10 protein-coding genes are annotated in these 17,642 nt (G+C 43.9%); all 10 read left to right on the top strand.

Annotation, left to right across the window (positions count from 1 at the left end):
* The first annotated feature begins 217 nt into the window (after positions 1–217).
* Positions 218–2,320, top strand: coding sequence for a histidine kinase (locus HMPREF0868_RS08090; protein WP_180978043.1), 2,103 nt, complete (start codon positions 218–220; stop codon positions 2,318–2,320).
* Between the two features lie 37 nt (positions 2,321–2,357).
* Positions 2,358–3,137 (top strand): response regulator transcription factor, encoded by a 780-nt coding sequence (locus HMPREF0868_RS06680; RefSeq protein WP_012993971.1) that lies wholly within the window; start codon positions 2,358–2,360, stop codon positions 3,135–3,137.
* A gap of 216 nt (positions 3,138–3,353) precedes the next feature.
* Positions 3,354–4,223: an AraC family transcriptional regulator gene (locus HMPREF0868_RS06675; RefSeq protein ID WP_012993970.1), complete on the top strand. Its 870-nt coding sequence runs from the start codon at positions 3,354–3,356 to the stop codon at positions 4,221–4,223.
* 317 nt (positions 4,224–4,540) lie between these two features.
* Positions 4,541–6,430 (top strand): carbohydrate-binding protein, encoded by a 1,890-nt coding sequence (locus HMPREF0868_RS06670; RefSeq protein WP_012993969.1) that lies wholly within the window; start codon positions 4,541–4,543, stop codon positions 6,428–6,430.
* Between the two features lie 11 nt (positions 6,431–6,441).
* Positions 6,442–8,649 carry a glycoside hydrolase family 3 N-terminal domain-containing protein gene (locus tag HMPREF0868_RS06665; protein WP_012993968.1) on the top strand — a complete coding sequence of 736 codons (2,208 nt, stop codon included), beginning with the start codon at positions 6,442–6,444 and terminating at the stop codon, positions 8,647–8,649.
* Positions 8,639–10,954: a glycoside hydrolase family 3 C-terminal domain-containing protein gene (locus tag HMPREF0868_RS06660; RefSeq protein ID WP_012993967.1), complete on the top strand. Its 2,316-nt coding sequence runs from the start codon at positions 8,639–8,641 to the stop codon at positions 10,952–10,954. The genes HMPREF0868_RS06665 and HMPREF0868_RS06660 overlap by 11 nt, the downstream gene beginning before the upstream one ends.
* A gap of 44 nt (positions 10,955–10,998) precedes the next feature.
* Positions 10,999–13,818, top strand: coding sequence for an extracellular solute-binding protein (locus HMPREF0868_RS06655; protein ID WP_012993966.1), 2,820 nt, complete (start codon positions 10,999–11,001; stop codon positions 13,816–13,818).
* Positions 13,815–14,711, top strand: a complete 897-nt coding sequence (locus HMPREF0868_RS06650) for a carbohydrate ABC transporter permease (RefSeq protein WP_012993965.1) — start codon at positions 13,815–13,817, stop codon at positions 14,709–14,711. The genes HMPREF0868_RS06655 and HMPREF0868_RS06650 overlap by 4 nt, the downstream gene beginning before the upstream one ends.
* Before the next feature lies 1 nt (position 14,712).
* Positions 14,713–15,585, top strand: coding sequence for a carbohydrate ABC transporter permease (locus tag HMPREF0868_RS06645; protein ID WP_012993964.1), 873 nt, complete (start codon positions 14,713–14,715; stop codon positions 15,583–15,585).
* A 4-nt stretch (positions 15,586–15,589) separates the two neighbouring features.
* Positions 15,590–17,641, top strand: coding sequence for a tetratricopeptide repeat protein (locus tag HMPREF0868_RS06640; protein WP_012993963.1), 2,052 nt, complete (start codon positions 15,590–15,592; stop codon positions 17,639–17,641).
* The last annotated feature ends 1 nt before the right edge of the window (position 17,642 follow it).

The following is a 17,642-nucleotide window of genomic DNA, read 5'->3' as shown; positions in this document are numbered from 1 at the left end:
CATCCAGTTTGGAGCCACTTTTTTGACGGTTTTGACCTTGACATCTGTCATATCTTTGCTGTTATTCTTTAAGTTATCAGGACGTAAAGAAATCAGTATTTGAGTACAAGCATATGATAATATATTCGTACGGAAAGGATGGAGCGGGCAGCAGGAGAGTTCGCGGTTGCGTTCGATGATTCTGGCTCTCTGATGACTCACACCGCTAATGATAACTATGCGACAAAAACACACGTCAGCCTCATTCCCGGCTCCCCTTCGTCCCACGTTCGGGCAGGAGGTGCAGCGACTATTCCTCAAGTATGTGAGCGCGGCGATTGCTGCGGCCATGCTGATCTATTTTTCCGTCAGTGCTTTCTTTTACTTCAATGAGTTGCAAAGCCGCTTACAAATCAGTAATCAAGCGTCGATTGCGGCCTTGACCCGGGCGGCAACCGCTCAGGTAACAGCTGGGAAGGTAGCGGCGGCCAAGATAGCTCCGAATATTTCCCAATACGCTTTAGCAGCGCCCGGAAGCAAGGCTGAGCGGGAAGCGGAGCATCGGCTATATAATCTGATGTATGATTTTCGGCGGAACAGTGGACTCGACTGTAATTTTTATATTTTGGATGGACACAAGCAGGTTATCGCTACGAATTTGTTTGAGGCGGTGCATCGAAAATTCCCCGAAGGTTTAACCGGGGCGGATATCGCACGCAAGGCCGAAAACTTTTCTGGCACTTATTATAGGGAAAATTTGCCCGTGACCGTGCAAGCGGTGCCGCGTTCTCTGCACGCCTCACTTCCGGTCGAACGCCGCGAAACGGATGGCTACGCGGCAAGACCTGGCCTGCTATTGTTGCGTTTCCCTTGTGGGCAAGGAGAGCTGATTTTGGAACCTTTGGCCGGTACGGTGATCGAGCAAGTCCGCGCCGCCAAAGTCGATCTCCTGCTTACCGACCGTTTCGACAATGTGATCTTTTCCTCGGATCAATCGGCAACAGATTCGATCGGTAAAGCGCGCCTTGCCCACCAGCAGTCTGGCAACCGTATTTGGCGGCATTTGACTACCGTGCGCAGCAGTTTTACTTTGGCCGATACTCGATTGCAAATTCTCAGCTATGCGGATATTGCCGAATACGCCGGTAATTTAAAGGTCGGATTGTTGCTGATGACCATATTGGAGATTTTATTAAGCTTACTTACCTTCTTTATTTCCCGCCGCCTGTCCCAGAAACTTACCGAACCGATTCGCGAATTGAATTTGGCTTTGCACCTGGGCGGTAAGTCCGGTGATGGAGATGCCTACCATATTACCGCGGAAACTTATCCGGAATTTCAAACTTTGTTTAATGCGTATAATGCGATGGCCGGCGAGATCAAGACCCTTCTTGAGCGCAATTGTGCTTTGGCGGAAGTAAAACGGGCGATGGAGATCAAAGATCTTGAGGCCAAATTTAGCCCGCATTTTTTATTTAATACTTTGGAAACTATAAGGTATGAAATAGATTTTGACCCGGCAAATGCGGTGGTGATGATGGGGTGTTTAGCTAGACTTTTGCGCTATTCGGTCAATTATGGGTTGGCGGAGGTCAGTCTTTCTACCGACATGGGTTATATTGAAGCTTATCTGCAATTGCAAAAAATGCGTTTCGATGAGCGGCTGGATTATCGCATAGAGTTGCCGGCCGAGCTGTCGAATATCGAAATTCCTAAATTATTGATTCAGCCGTTGGTGGAAAACGCGATTACTTATTCGATTGATGAGGTTGACCGAGTGCTGATAAATATTTCTGTAATGGTTGAATCTGAATATCTTATAATAAGGGTGGAAGATAATGGTCCCGGCATTTCGCCGGCGAAACTTGCTCAGATCTGTTCGCTGGATATTCAGAGGGATACGCGGCCGGAAACCGGGTGGGATACGTCACCGGACATCCGGTTAGCTCCCAGAGCGGACACGCAGCAGGACGCCGAGACGAATATGCGGACAGAACCCCGACCGGAAACCGGGATAAATACGCAGCCGGACATACGTCCAGCTCCCGGAGCGGACAGTCGGCCAGCTCCCGGAGCGGACAGCCGGCCAGCCTCCGGAGCTGACACGCGGCAGGATATCCGGCCAGACAACGTGGCAGACATGCGCCAGGCAACCTCGCCAGCATCAGCGCAAGAAAAAACCGTCCCCCCCGGAAAAAATGATGGCAAACATTTGTCCTTCGGGCTTTATAATGTGTTTAAGACAGTTGATTTGCGTTACGGCCGGCGTGGACGGGTTCAAGTAAACTCATCGCCCGGCAAAGGCACAACAGTGACCATATATTTACCTCTGTCCGATTGAACGACGGGAATTGTCCTGAAAGGCGGTAACTTGATAAATGTACAAAGTTATTGTGGTGGAAGACGAAAAAATTATTCGCAAGGGCATAGTGTTTACGCAAAACTGGGCTTTGCACAACTGCATAGTTGTCGGTGAAGCTGGCAACGGGAAAGAAGGCTTAGATTTAATCAGAAGCGAAAACCCCGATATAGTAGTTACCGACATTCGTATGCCCCACTTGAGCGGCGTGGAAATGCTACGCTTGGCACGGGAAGAAAATCGCTGCTTTGCCGCGATTATCCTGACCGGTTATTCTGAATTTGAATATGCTCGCCAAGCAATTAAGCTAGGGGTCGCCGATTATTTGCTCAAGCCGATCGACCATCAGGAACTCTCGGATTTGCTGGCCAAAATTGTGTCCGGTCTTGACCTACAACGGGCAGCGGAGATGAAGTTGGCGGCCGTAGACACTAACCCGATCCCGGATTTGCTGCCGGTTGAACATGAAGCGCGAAATAAACTGGTCAAGCAAATTATTTTGTATATTTCCAAGAATTATATGAAACCGTGCGGTTTAAATGATCTATGCCGAGAGTTCAATATCTCAGACACATATATTAACCGCCTTTTCAAAAAAGATACCGGCTACACAGTTAATGATTACCTGAATCGTTACCGTATCAGCGTAGCCTTGCACTTGCTGCGCAACACAGATATGCGCGTCTACGAAATAGCCGAACTTACCGGGTTCAGTGACTATAAATATTTTTCCGCCGTTTTTCGCAAGTATCTTGACATTTCACCGTCATCTCTGCGGGAAGGCACTCGAAATCGGTGAATTTATCTTTACGGGGTAACATTATTGAGCATGAGATATTGCGCGAGGTATTACGCACTATTTGTAATATATGTTGCTGCGCTATTATATCTAGGCCGCTTGTACATTTGTTGTAATGGTATAGAATTAAGGTTGCCGGGATATGTGATATGCTTTAAGTCAATGCCGAATTACCGGATGAAAGGAATATAGCAAATTAAGTTTAAAGGTACAGCCATGGCCAAAAACTCTAGCTTTCAGTTGCATCAAAACAAGAAATCAATACCGTACTGCCTATTTTATGACACATTAGGTAGCTATGTTCCTTATCATTGGCACAGGGAAGTTGAACTTATTTTGTGCAAAAAAGGCAGAGTCAATATGATTATTGACAACAAGCCTTATGAAGTTACGGAAGGAGATATTGTAATTATTCCTGACGGCAGCAGTCATCTTTACATGGCAAGCGAATGCAACGAACGCTTAGTTATTCTTTTCGGTTATAAATTGTTCGAAAAAGGTGACAATTTTCTTGGTGTAAATGCGCAGGAATTGCACAAAAAACTTATTAACATTCCTTATTCAAGCCGCGAATGGAGCACAGCCGACTATAAGCGCGTCCGGACGTTGATCGACGAGCTTGAAGAATTGCGATATCCTGATGTATTTGCCTGGGATCTAGCGGTGCGAGCAAGAATATTTGACTTGATATTTTATCTATGTAATTACGTAGAACCTGCCGGGAGTAAAAACATAAAGACGGAAAATTTAGACATGATTATTAAGTTGGATGATTTTTTTGCTTATATTGAAGAAAATTACAAAAAACCTCTCAGCTTGCAGCAGGCCGCTGAAGCATTCAACTTCAGTCCGGGCTATTTTGCCCGATTTTTCAAGAAGTATTCTGGTCAGACATTTTTAAGCTATCTCAACACCTATCGTATCAATAAGGCTCGCGACCTTTTGCTGGCCGGCAGCGACATGACCATAGTCGAAATTAGTGAGACGGTAGGGATAAATAATGTTAAAACCTTTAACAGATTGTTCAAACAGATTAACGGTGTGTCCCCGGGTCAATATTGTAAATCAAGCATCGTTCAGAAATAATTATATAAGTGTATGCGGTGAGGCATAGGACGAATGACGTAGCCTAATCAAAGTTAATATAATTTGTATGTTTCTAAATATATGATTTTTAATTTCTCGCAAGTGAAGTCAGTATTTAAAAAATTGGGTTAGTATTATAAATTCCCTAAAATAATGGCCCAACTGTAGCTCTCTCACTAACTATCCCAATAACTCTGTCGCAATGTCAATATTTGAGAATAACTGAGCGATTTTAATAATTGTTAAGCATATTCACACTATCTATAATCGAAACGTATGACAGTAAACCCTGTTATCTCAAAGGAGAGGGGCGTAATATGAAAAAAATTATATTACTTGTGTTGATTATGGCAATGATTTTTACAGAAAATAATTATGTTTCAGCTTTAGTTATGACACCGTATAGGCAACAGGTAAATGCAGATGAATTTGTCTGTGGTGCCACTTTCGTTTTGGAAAATCGCGCGGATTATGCGGCTTGGTTAAACCGTGAATTGAGTCGGGCGAAAAATACTTATCATCTTAACACGATTACGGTTTACGGTTTGGAAAGTTATGATCCGGCCTACCGAAGCGCGTTGTTTGACCTTTTGAACAAGCTTGATATAAAAATTGTGGTGAGAATTGAAGGTTATGACAAAACATTCGCTTTTTCCAAAGACGATGTCGGTAAAATAATAAAAAGGCACGAAGATCTGATTCGTTTCACCTGTAAGAAGGAAAATAGGGGAACTGTTTTGTATTATGCGCTTAATATGCCCATTGATGATCCTGTCGTTCAAGCGAATCTTGGTGGTGTGAATTCAGATTTGAGTAAAGACCGACAGAAAACTTATGCCGAAGAATTGATCAGGCGGATGCGTGAAATAACTGCAGCTGAAGGGAATTCCGGTGCCAAACTGTATTTGAGTGTTTTTTACGGTTGGGACGATTCCTTTGAGATACCGTCTTATGTATCCGCACATGCGGATGGCTATTTTATTAATAACTACGCATATCCTGCCGGGAAGAAATTGCCGTCTGTTTCGGAAGGCGCAGAAAATGTGTTCAATTTAGCAAGCCTAAAAGGAACTATGGATCGCTTTTTGAAGGATTATCCCAATAAGCCTAATTTGGTAGTTGAGTGCGGATTCCATACTTTGGAATACAACAAAGGTGTTTGGCCCGATCAGACAGCCGGATTGGTTTTGGACAGGGCAGCCAAAGAAGCCGCTATGAAAGGGACGGTAGATTTTTATCGCCGCAATTATCCTTTTGTACGCGGCATAATGTATTTTGGCTACAACCTTTTTAAAGAGGAAGGAAAACCGCTTACGGTGCTTGACTGGGCTATGCAATATCCGGCTCAAAACGGGGAAGAAGCGGAACAGGCTGCGGAAAGCGAAAATGATATTGTAAGTGATAAGACGGCAAGCCAAGGCGAATCGGTCCGGCTTTCCAAGGGCCAAAGTATATTTTTTGATAAATGCAAAATGGCCCAGCAACTTGTTTTGACCTATAAGGCAGACGTAAAGGTTGAAATTGAGCTGAAATCAGGCGATCGTTCTAAAGGTAAGGTGGTTTTGCCGGCAACTTCAACTTATCGGGGCTATGGTATACCTTTGATTCTAGCAGAAAACAGTGAGTTGGAAATCAAGTGTAATGCAGGAGAGCTTTTGCTGGACAAGATTGCGCTAAATGATCGACTTGAGGCTGAATGGGCGCAACTTGTTGGAGATGCTAAGGTAGTTGATTCTCAAGGGGCATCTGGCTGCAAAATGGTTACGGGCTTGGCTGGTGCGGGAAATAAGCTGTGTTTCTCTGGCGTGCGTGGTGGAAACAAGATGGAAATCTGTTATATTAGCCCGAAAGGTTCTGAATTGCATTTGATATTAAACGGGGAAGAATACAAAGTCAATTTGCCGGCGAGCAAAAATATGAGGGAAGCAGACTTATCTTTGGCCTTGCCAGATGAGTCAAGTATAGAAATATATGAAAACCAGCCCGGCGACTTGAAACTTGATTACTTGAGGTTGAACGGTACTCCGGCGGTAAAAAAAAAGGACAGCGCGAACAGAGAAATAGCTGGCGTAAATAATGGTGGACACTCATATTTAGCTATTAAGATTTTGTTGCCTGTCTTTGCTGCTATTGTAGCGGCGATTGTTACAATGATTACAAAGTTGCTGAAACGCCAATCTGCTAAAGAGAAAAATGAAAGAAATTAAGGATGATAGTCGTGAATTATAAAAAAAAGCCTAAAAATGATCGAGAGATTCAACAAGCAGTGCAGGAATTGCTAGCGAAAATGACTTTGTCGGAGAAACTAGGACAAATGACTCAGGCGGTTGGTGCCGAGATAAGTTACATCGGAAGCACTGGTAAAGGAGAGCCGGTGGAGCAGCGGATTAGAGAAGGAAAGATCGGCTCAATGATTCTGGTTGACGAGCCTACCGCATTGGCAGCAAAAATAAAACATTTCCAGAAAATGGCGGTTGAGGAGTCTCGCTTGGGCATACCTTTGCTGTTTGCACAAGATGTAATACATGGCTTTGAAACTGTGTTTCCTATTCCATTGGCATGGTCTTCGAGTTTTGATCTGGAGTTAATTCAGGGAGCGGCTGAGATTGCGGCTAAAGAAGCTGCTGCCTGCGGTATAAATTATGTATACTCCCCGATGGTTGATCTGGTACGCGACCCGCGTTGGGGCAGGGTGGCGGAAAGTGCCGGAGAAGATCCGTTTCTCGGTTCAGCTATTGCGGCCGCATTGGTGCGAGGGTACCAAGGTGAAAAGATTGGTTGTACAAGTCATAGCGTGGCGGCGTGTTTAAAGCACTTTTTAGGCTATGGGGCTGCTGAAGCCGGGCGCGATTACAATACTGTTGATTTCAGTCCAACAACTATGTTTAATCATTATTTATTGCCTTTTAAGGCGGGAATTGACGCGGGGGCAGCTTCAATTATGGCTGCTTTTAACGTGGTTGACGGAGTCCCAGTGACAGCAAATTATAAGCTTCTTACTGAGATCTTAAGAAATAAACTTAATTTTGCCGGTGTGGTGATTTCTGACTATAACGGCGTTTTGGAATTGATTGCGCATGGAGTTGCCGTGAACGAGAAGGAAGCGGCGGCTAAAGCGTTAAAAGCCGGATTGGATATTGAAATGACAACGAACTTCTTTACCCGTTTTGGTGAGGAACTATGCCGTGCGAGCCAAGCTATTACGGATAATGTTGATCGGGCCGTGACAAGAATTTTGACACTAAAATATCAACTCGGGTTAATGGATGATCCATTCCGTTCGCTAAACAGTCCCGAAAAAATCAAATCCACGGTTTTTTGCCGAGAATATTTGGCTTACAGCCGAAAATTGGCGGAAAACAGCGTTGTTTTGCTGAAAAATGATTCTATCTTACCTATTAAAGCAGAGCAAAAGGTCGCGCTAATAGGGCCTTTTGCCGAAAGTAAGGATCTCTGCGGCTGTTGGTCATTCAGTACGCGCAAGAATGAAACGACAGATCTCAAATCTGGTTTTGAATTATTGGGATGGAAAGTTATGACGGAAGCCGGTTGTGCGGTAAATGAAAAGATAAATGGCGGTTTGCAACGGGCGAAGCTGCTGGCTGAAAAATCGGACCTGGTAATTTTAGCCTTAGGCGAGAATGATGTTATGAGTGGAGAAGCATGCAGCCGTATGTCGATTTCTTTGCCAGCCGTACAGCAGGAGTTGGCGGAATCTTTGGCTGAAATTGGTGTTCCATTGGTGCTTTGCCTTATGAACGGACGACCGCTACTGCTTAATTGGTATGCTGAGCATTGTCAGGCAATTCTTCAATGTTATCAACTTGGAAGTCAAGCTGGATTGGCTATTGCTAAAATTTTAATTGGCCAAGTTAATCCTTCCGGTAAGCTGACAATGAGTATTCCATATGCGCAAGGACAGATCCCAGTTTATTATAATCATTTGTCTACAGGCCGACCGTTGCTTGACGAAAGCAGCGAAGAACATTTCCTTTCACGTTATTTGGATGGGCCGAATCATCCGCTATATCCTTTCGGTTTTGGACTGTCCTACACTGAGTTCCGGATGCAAGAAATTGAGCTGGATAAACCGACGATAGCGGTTAATGAAGAGGCTGAGGTGGCGGTGACCCTAGCTAATATCGGCAAGTATGAGGGCAGTGAAGTTGTACAGCTTTATATCAGAGATCCCTCAGCATCAATTGCTCGACCAGTTAAAGAATTAAAAGGTTTCAAGAAAATCAGCTTGCTACCGGGACAGAAAAAGCAAGTTAACTTTAAGGTCAATAGAGAGATGTTGAGCTTTTATGATTCTGATGGGGAGCTGCGGTGCGAGCCCGGGTTGTTCATCCTCACTCTGGCTACATCTTCAGATGACGCGCACAGTTTAAACATTAACTTGGAGGTTGTCGCAGATGAAAAATGACAATACGGGGGCTGAATTTAATGATGATTTATCGTCAGTAAAAATTGAAGAAATTTTGCGAAAAATGACGATCAGTGAGAAGGCCGATTATCTTTCAGGCAAAAATTTTTGGGAAACTATGGATTTCCCTGCTTACGGTCTACCGTCTATGGAAGTGGCTGACGGGCCTTACGGCCTGCGTAAACAAGAGGGAATTTCGGATCATATGGGTTGGAACAAGAGCCGACCGGCTGTGGCATATGTTTCCGGTCCAGGTATGGCGGCGACTTGGGACAGAGACCTTGTCAAAGAAGCTGGGCATCATCTGGGCATAGAGGCTAAGGCCAACGGCATCTCTATACTTTTAGGTCCGGCCGTAAATATTGTGCGCACTCCTTTATGCGGGCGTTGTTTTGAATATTATTCAGAGGATCCTTTTTTGGCGGCTGATATTGCCACTGCCTATATTCAGGGCGTCCAAGGGGAAGGCATAGGGTGTTGCATAAAACACTATGCTGCAAATAATCAGGAAACAGATCGCGAATTTATTGATGCCGAGATTGATGAGCGAACCTTACGCGAGATATATCTAGCTGCCTTTGAAAAGCCAATAAAGATAGCACAACCATGGTCGGTAATGACGGCTTTAAACAAGGTCAACGGTAGCTATTGTTCGGAAAATAAATATTTATTGGAAGACGTCTTGCGAAATGACTGGGGATTTAAGGGCTTTACCATGTCTGACTGGTCCGGGATAAACAATCGTGTAAGAGCTATTAAAGCTGGATTAGATTTAGAAATGCCTTGCAGTCATGGAGTATCTCATGAGCGCATTATGGCGGCTGTTGCTTCAGGTGAATTAACCGAAGAGGATTTGGACAAGTGCTGCCGGAGAATTATGCGTCAAGTATTCAGAGCACAGGCTCAGGCCGATCCGCAGGCGAAATGGAACGAGCCGAAACACCATGATTTTGTCCGTAAATTATGCGAAAACTCGATGATTTTATTGCAAAATGAGGACCATATTCTTCCACTCGACTCCAAGCAAAACATTGCAGTTTTCGGTGAATTTGCGTCAGAGCCACGTTTCCAAATGGATGGTAGTGCACTGGTAAATCCTACCCGCCGAGATATTCCGATTGATGAAATTAAGAAGCTGGCTTTCGGCAGAGTCGATTATATTCCGGCTACGTCAGATTCCTTGGATGATCCGGAGGAACTTGAGAAAATTATCAATTTTGCAGGTCGGGCCGATGTTGCCTTGGTAATGGTGGGGCTACCAAAAGGAATAGAAGCTGAGGGACACGATCGTAAGGATCTAAAGATACCGGCTTATATGAACAAATTAGTTACTACGGTCGCTGCCGTTCAACCAAATACAGTCGTTATACTCTCTAACGGCTCACCTGTGGAGATGCCGTGGCAGAAAAATGTTAAGGCCATTGTTGAATGTTTTTTGGGTGGACAAGCCATGGGATCTGCTTTGGCGAAACTGCTCTACGGTGCAGTTAATCCGAGCGGTAAGTTGCCGGTTACTTTTCCGAAAGCTCTTGCTAACACGCCAGCGTATTTTAATTATCCTGGTCAGGGTGGCAAGGTTACCTATAAGGAAGGTGTGTTTATTGGGTATCGCTATTACGATACGAAAGAGATCGAGCCGTTATTTCCTTTTGGACACGGACTGAGTTACACGGAATTTACTTACTCTAATCTTAGTTTATCAATGGAGGAAATTAGTGATTATGACGTGGTTACAGTAACTCTTACGGTTACAAATTCGGGTGAACGTTACGGAAGTGAAACGGTACAAATTTATGTGGAAAATCCTTGTGGAGAAGTACTTAGGCCGATCAAAGAATTGCGCGAATTTACTAAGGTTTCTCTGGCTCCGGGGCAAAGCAAAACTGTAAGATTTGAACTTTCGGCGCGTAGCTTCTCTTATTACGATAAGGATCTGAATCGGTTTTATTCCCCGGCCGGCGAATATCAAATTTTGGCAGCGGCTTCTAGTCAAGATATCCGGTTGAAAGCACCGATCCGGTTCAAACCCACCTTTGTTAAAAAGAAGGAAATAACTGGTTGGTCGACCATAGGGCAATTAAGAAGCAGCGAGGCTGGCCGGGAAATGTTTGAGAAAATTAAACGTTTTTTGATTTCCACCGGCAAAGAGCAACTTTTAACCTTGCCGATCTTTGATGAGAGTGAAACCAATCGGGTTAGAGTGAACGATCTGCCATTGCGTATACTTACCCTACTGAGCGAAAATGTTCTTAATAATGATATTTTGGACAGGCTGATTGCTGAATGCAATCAAAAATTGCACTGAAGTAAAAGATAACTCGGTAGGCGTTAAATAAGCAGACGGGCAAAATGAAGGAGATGAAGGATTTGGCCAAATTAAAGCAATGTATGTCAAGACATAGACTGTTGTTTAATTGTGTGCTGGCATCACTTGTATTTTTGACAGCGCTCGTATATTTGGATTTTGGCAGCATTAAGGTATTTGCTTCTGATTCCGATATAGTCTTCGATCTCTCAAAACCGGTTGCTGTCCATGGCAAATTCAAGGCAGAGGCGAAAGGACTTTACTGGGAAAGTGAGTTGCGTGACATTACTTTTCAGGCTGATGTAGGTAAAGCGGGGGATTACGCCCTTGAAATAATTTATCAAGCCGAGGAATCAGTCAATGAGGTCATTCAGCTTAAAGCAACGTTGAAGTTTGGCGCAGAAAAAAAAGGCGTTTTTTTGGAATTGGCGCGACCGGTAAGCTACGGGGCAATCAGAACTGACAGCAATGGTGACCAAATCAGACCGGTTTGTAAGATATCGCAACGTGAGAATAAATTGATATACCGTCTTAAAAATAACGTAAGCAACGATCCCTATCGACTGGCGTTGCCGGCCGGTAAGATACAACTCACTCTTGAAGGGATTCGCACCGATTTCCGCTTAAATGGTTTACGTCTAGTTGCCTATCCTTCCTATCAAACATACAGTGATTTGCGCAATAGCAAACGCTATCGCGAAGCCGCTCCATACACCGGATCTTCGCTTTACTTCCAAGCTGAGCATTTGACAGCATCCTCTTCAGCTTCGCTTGGATCAATGTACAGCCGTTCTGATCCCTTATTACAACCCGTAAGTCCAGAAAAAATGCTGCTTAACATTGCTGGTGGTCTGAATTATAGCAATGATGGGCAATGGATGGAGTGGGAACTCGATGTACCGCAAGACGGGCTTTATTTGCTTGATTTTAAAGCCAGACAGTCTTATAAAAGCGGGCTAAGTGTCAACCGGAGGATTTACATTGATGGACGGCTGCCTTTCAAAGCTGCGCAAAATTTGGCTTTCCCTTATGCATCGGACTGGCAATTCATATCGCTTAAGGACGAAAAAGGCAATCCTGCTCAGATCTTTTTGACCAAGGGCAAGCATAGTTTAACCATGGAAGTTGTACCCGGCCCTGAAGCTGCGGTGATTGTTGGATTAACCGATTTAGTATCGGAGTTGACTGATACATATCGGAGCATAATGATGATCACGGGCATAAACCCGGACCATAACCGAGATTATTTCATCGAACGAGACCTCCCGGATTTGCATGGCAGATTAAAAAAAATTAAAGAAAGGCTAGTAATGCAAAGGAATTGTCTAGAAAACAGTGCTGCCGGGCAGGGGGCAGGCAGTGATAGTTCAAGGAAAAAGGATGGTGATACTCATAGCGGCGAAGCGACTGCGATAACTAGCCTTGAAGTTCAACTGGACTCTTTCCTAAAAAAGCCGGACTCAATTCCGGCCCGACTGGGGAATTTTAAGAGTAATATAGACGCTCTTTCAGCCTTTATGCTTAATATCAGCAATCAACCTCTTGATTTAGACTATATTATGCTCCGTTCACCGGCTGGTAAAGTTCCCATGGCTAACGGTAATTTTTGGCAAAAATTATGTTTTGAAAGTAAAGCATTGCTTGCGTCATTTATTCCCAAGAAATATGATTCTAAGGATGGTTTAACTGTGTGGGTGGCGGCCGGCCGTGAGCAGTTACAGGTGATAAAAGATATGGCCGATAATGAATATTCCGGAAAGAACGGCAAGAAGAAAATCAATTTTAGTCTGGTTCAGCAGGGAATCACCGAAGCTATTCTTGCCGGTAATAGTCCAGATGTCGTTCTTTATGTTCCAAACGGGGAAATTGTTAATTTGGCAATGCGCGGCGCGTTGTTTCCTTTGGATGATAATGCTGCTTTCAAAAAATTGAAAACTGAGTGCCAAAGCCAAGCCTTCCGACCTTATTATTATCAAAACAGGTGTTTCGGCCTACCATTGACCCAATCTTTTCCTTTGATGTTTATTAGGACCGACATATTTACTGAATTGGGGCTGAAAATTCCCCGAACCTGGGATGACCTTTACGCGCTTATCCCAAATATTCAGCGTAAAAATATGCAAGTTGGAATACCGTCAGGAGACAGCAGTTTTGCTACTATGTTATGGCAGCGCGGCCAGTCTTATTACAGCGATAATTTAGAGCATACCGATTTTAATAATCAGACGGCAATTGAAGTCTTTCATCAATATACTAGGTTATTTACTGATTATGATTTGCCGGTAGCTTATGATTTCTACAACCGTTTTAGAAGTGGCGAAATGCCTTTGGCCTTGGCTGACTACACAGAATACAATCGCCTTTTGTTGGCAGCACCGGAAATAACCGGTAAATGGACAGTATATCCGATCCCAGGTAACGAGAGTTCTGGGAGGATCGATAACAGTGTTCAGGCGTTGTCCGGTTTGGGAACCTATGTGCTTAATTCCAGCAAGCATAAGAGTGAAGCAGCTGACTTTGTGTTCTGGTTCGCATCTGCCCGTCAACAGGCTGAATACGGCAAAAAAACTGAGGACCTTCTGGGGGCAATCGGGCGATACGCTCCGGCTAATCAAGTCGCATTCGCCTCTTTGCCGTGGCTGCCAAAAGAGCAGAATGTTATTTTATCTCAATGGAATAAAGTCAAAGAGCAAGCGCAAATGCCTGGCTCATACTATACGGCTCGCAACCTGACCAATGCATTCAGAGCTACAGTTTACGATCGCATAAACCATCGCGAATCTCTTTTAAAATATGCGGCGGAAATTGATCGTGAGCTTGAGCGCAAACGGGAAGAATACAGGGGAAGGGGTTACAGCAAATGAAGAAGACAACTGTTTATTATTTGTTACTTTTACCTTTTGGCCTACTTTTTCTGTGCTTTCTTGTTCTTCCCATAGTTTCGTCTATCGTGTTAAGCTTTACTGATTTCAATATGGTCCAATTCCCAAATTTCAAAGGCCTTGACAATTATATACGAATGTTTTTTGACGATAGCGTTTTTACGATTTCTTTGAGTAATACAATTGTTTTTGCTTTGATTACTGGCCCGCTGAGCTATGTGACCTGCCTTTTTTTTGCTTGGCTGGTTAATGAACTTAAACCGGCCATAAGATCAGCGTTTACATTTATGTTATATGTACCTTCGTTGTCAACAGCGGTTTATACTGTATGGGCCTTCATCTTCAGCGGTGATCAATATGGCCTTCTAAACAGCTTCCTAATGCCCATCGGTTTAATAAATGAACCGGTTCAATGGCTTACGGATCGCAGATATATCATGGCTTGTATCATTGTTGTTCAGTTGTGGATGAGCTTGGGAACGTCGTTTTTGTCATTCATAGCTGGATTTCAAGGTATAGATCGGCGACAGTATGAAGCTGGAGCGATAGACGGAATTTCTAATCGCCTTCAGGAACTAATTTACATAACTTTGCCGAATATGAAGCCGCAATTGCTTTTTGGGGCGGTTATGCAGATTGGGGCAAGCTTTGCGGCGGGAACTGTCGGACAAGCCTTGTTAGATGTTGCCGGAGCGACAGCAAATGGGGTGTCAACTGGTTATGCCGCCTCAACATTAATCACTCACATGAATGACATGGCTGGGGTGCGAAATGAAATGGGTTATGCTTGCGCTATTGCCGTTTTACTCTTTTTTATGATGCTGGTTTTCAACGGAGTGGTTCAAAAACTGCTAAAAAAAGTGGGGGATGATTAGAATGAAAAAAATCCTGTTATCAGACCAAAGAACCAGAGGAGTAGGATCCAAAACCGGCACATTTTTTATCTTTTTGATTTTGTTGGCAGCCGGTATATTTTCTATCTTGCCGCTAGTGTATTCTGTTCTGCAATCTCTAAAACCGGTGGAAGAACTTTTTATTTTCCCTCCGCGCTTTTTCGTACATCATCCTGTTTGGGAAAATTACCGTGAGCTTTTCCGTTTGACGGATACGCTGTGGGTCCCCTTTTCCAGATACCTGTTCAATAGTATTTTTGTTTCGTTGGCCGGGACTGTGGTATACGTGATTATCGCTTCTATGGCGGCGTACGCGCTTGCCATCGGACGATTCCGTGGTAAGAACGTGCTGAATCAGATAGTGGTTAAAACATTGCTGTTTTCTTCTCCAGTTCTTATGGTTGCTCAATATTTAATATTATCTAAGACGGGTATGCTTAATACCTACTATGCTATGATTTTGCCCGGTTTGGCGGCACCGTTAGGCTTATTCCTGATGCGGCAATTCATGGAGCAGATGGTACCAATGTCTATAATCGAGGCCGCCAGAATAGATGGTTGCTCGGAATGGCAGATAATATGGCGGGTGGTTATGCCAATGGTCAAGCCGGCTTGGTTAACTTTGAGTATTTTTAGTTTCCAGGGGTTGTGGGCAGGTGCCGGCGCGGCATACATATACAAAGAAGAATATAAGGTTTTGCCCACGGTCTTAAATCAAATTGCTGCCGGAGGTATTGCTAGGGCCGGGGTGGCTGCCGCTGCTGCCGTTGTTTTAATTATTCCGCCGGCTTTTTTCTTCCTTTTGGTTCAAAGCAAGGTAATTGAAACTATGACAAGTTCGGGAATAAAGGAGTAAAGTTGTGAAAAAATCCTTGGTTGTTTTTTGCCTGTCATTGATATTTTTATTGGCATGGCCGCTTGAAGTGACGGCTACATATGGTCATTCGCAAAGCTATACCTACGACCGTAACAAAAACGAACAGCCGTCACCGGATTATTATGTTCCTGATTTTGCTAAAAATTTCGGATGCAGCGAACAAAAATCCGATTTGACCGATATTTTTTTCTATGAAGAACAGCTGTACGGACTTGATGCAGCCAAGAGCCGGGTTATCATACTTGATCAGGCATTGAATATGAAAGGGCAAATAAATTTTTACGATGCTTCAGGAAAGCGCATGAGTTTTGCTTCTGCTGGAGGTTTTTTCCTCTGCCCGGCAGGAATTTACATCGCTGACCGTCAGGAAAGATGCGTTTATCGTTTTACTTGGACTGGTAAGCTGATAAAACGGTACGAGCGGCCGAATTCACCGGCCTATGATGCAGCCGTTCCATTTGCCGTCAACAAAGTTATTGTGGACAAGGCACGAAACGTCTATGCCTTGGTTGATGGACTTTATTCTGGGGCTGTAATGTTGTCTGAAACCGGAGATTTTCTTGGCTTTTTCGGCCCGAACGAGGTGGAAATGACCTTGGATATGTTGATCGATCAGAACTGGAAAAAACTTTTGACGGATGAGCAAAAGAAGGCGATGAACCGCTTTGTTCCTATAGCTTATACGAACTTCGATATAGATACAGAAAACTTTGTTTATACATGCTCTGCTAACTGCATCAGAGAAGCAAGACGAGTACGCAAATTGAATCCGTCTGGTAAAGGCTTGTGGGACGGCAGGGATCTTTTATTCGGTGATTTTATCCCGGAAGAGCAACAAATTGACGGCTTGGCGAATTTGAGCCGAATTGTTGATGTCGATATTTCCGATACAGGCGTATTAAGCATTTTGGACGCGGCACGGGGGAGAATTTTTCAGTATGACCGTAACGGGCAGCTGTTAGGCATTTTTGGCGGAAGCGGTAAACAACTCGGTTGTTTTACCAAGGCGGCAGCTATAGAAAGTATTCGAGAATATGTATATGTGCTTGACGGCAAAAATGGTATGATTACTAGGTTTTCAGTAACAGAGTACGGGCGTTTGCTTAAGCAGGCTGATCGTCTTTATAACGACGGCGAATACGCGGTGGCCCAACCGATTTGGGAAGAAATAATTGCGCGTAATTGCTGTTGCCCTCTTGCTTATATTGGCCTAGGGAAGGCGGCGGCTCAGCAAAAAAATTATGCTGAGGCCTTGAAATATTTCCGCTTGGGCGACAGTCGGGAAGATTATTCTGCCGCTTTCTCGGAACTGCGTTTCTCTTTTATGCGGACGAATTTTCCTTGGTTGATACTTATAATTTTGATAGTGATGATGTTGATAAAACTTTATCGTTTGAAATTCAAAAAGCATGGAAAATTTATGAGAAATCTAAAAAAGCATCTAGTTGTGGCACTGTCACCCTCAGACGGTGTAGACGAGCTTATCTATACGAAGAGCTTATCTTACAAATTTTCAACGGCAGTGGTCGTGTTTTGCTTCCTACTAGAAGTAGTCAAATATTTTGCTGCTGGTTTCCCGTTTAACCCTAATAATCCGGCTGAATTCAATGTTTTCCTACCACTTATGACGACAATAATAATTTATTTAATATTTGTTTCGGTCAATTGGAGTGTGGCTAGTCTTTCATACGGCCGAGGCACCGCTGGACAAATATACTGTGTTTCCGCCTATGCGCTTCTGCCGTACTTGGCGACGCAAGTTTTGATACTGCTGCTAAGCAATGTCCTTAGCCTAGAAGGCAGGCCGTTTTTGCTGATGTTGTCTGTGGTTGGCTATATTTGGTCCTTAGGCGTACTTATCGCGGTTATCGGTCGTTTGCACGACTTTACTCTCAAAGCAACTATAGCTAACTTGTTCTTGACCTTGGCAGGAATAGTTATTGTATATTTCCTTTTGTTTTTATGCGTGATCCTTTTTGAGCAAGTAAGCAAACTAGTTTTGATTGTATATAATGAGTTAACTTTGAGGTCGTAAT

The organism is Mageeibacillus indolicus UPII9-5, assembly GCF_000025225.2.
GTDB classification, from domain to species: domain Bacteria; phylum Bacillota; class Clostridia; order Saccharofermentanales; family Fastidiosipilaceae; genus Mageeibacillus; species Mageeibacillus indolicus.
This window is presented reverse-complemented; position numbering and strand designations above follow the sequence as displayed.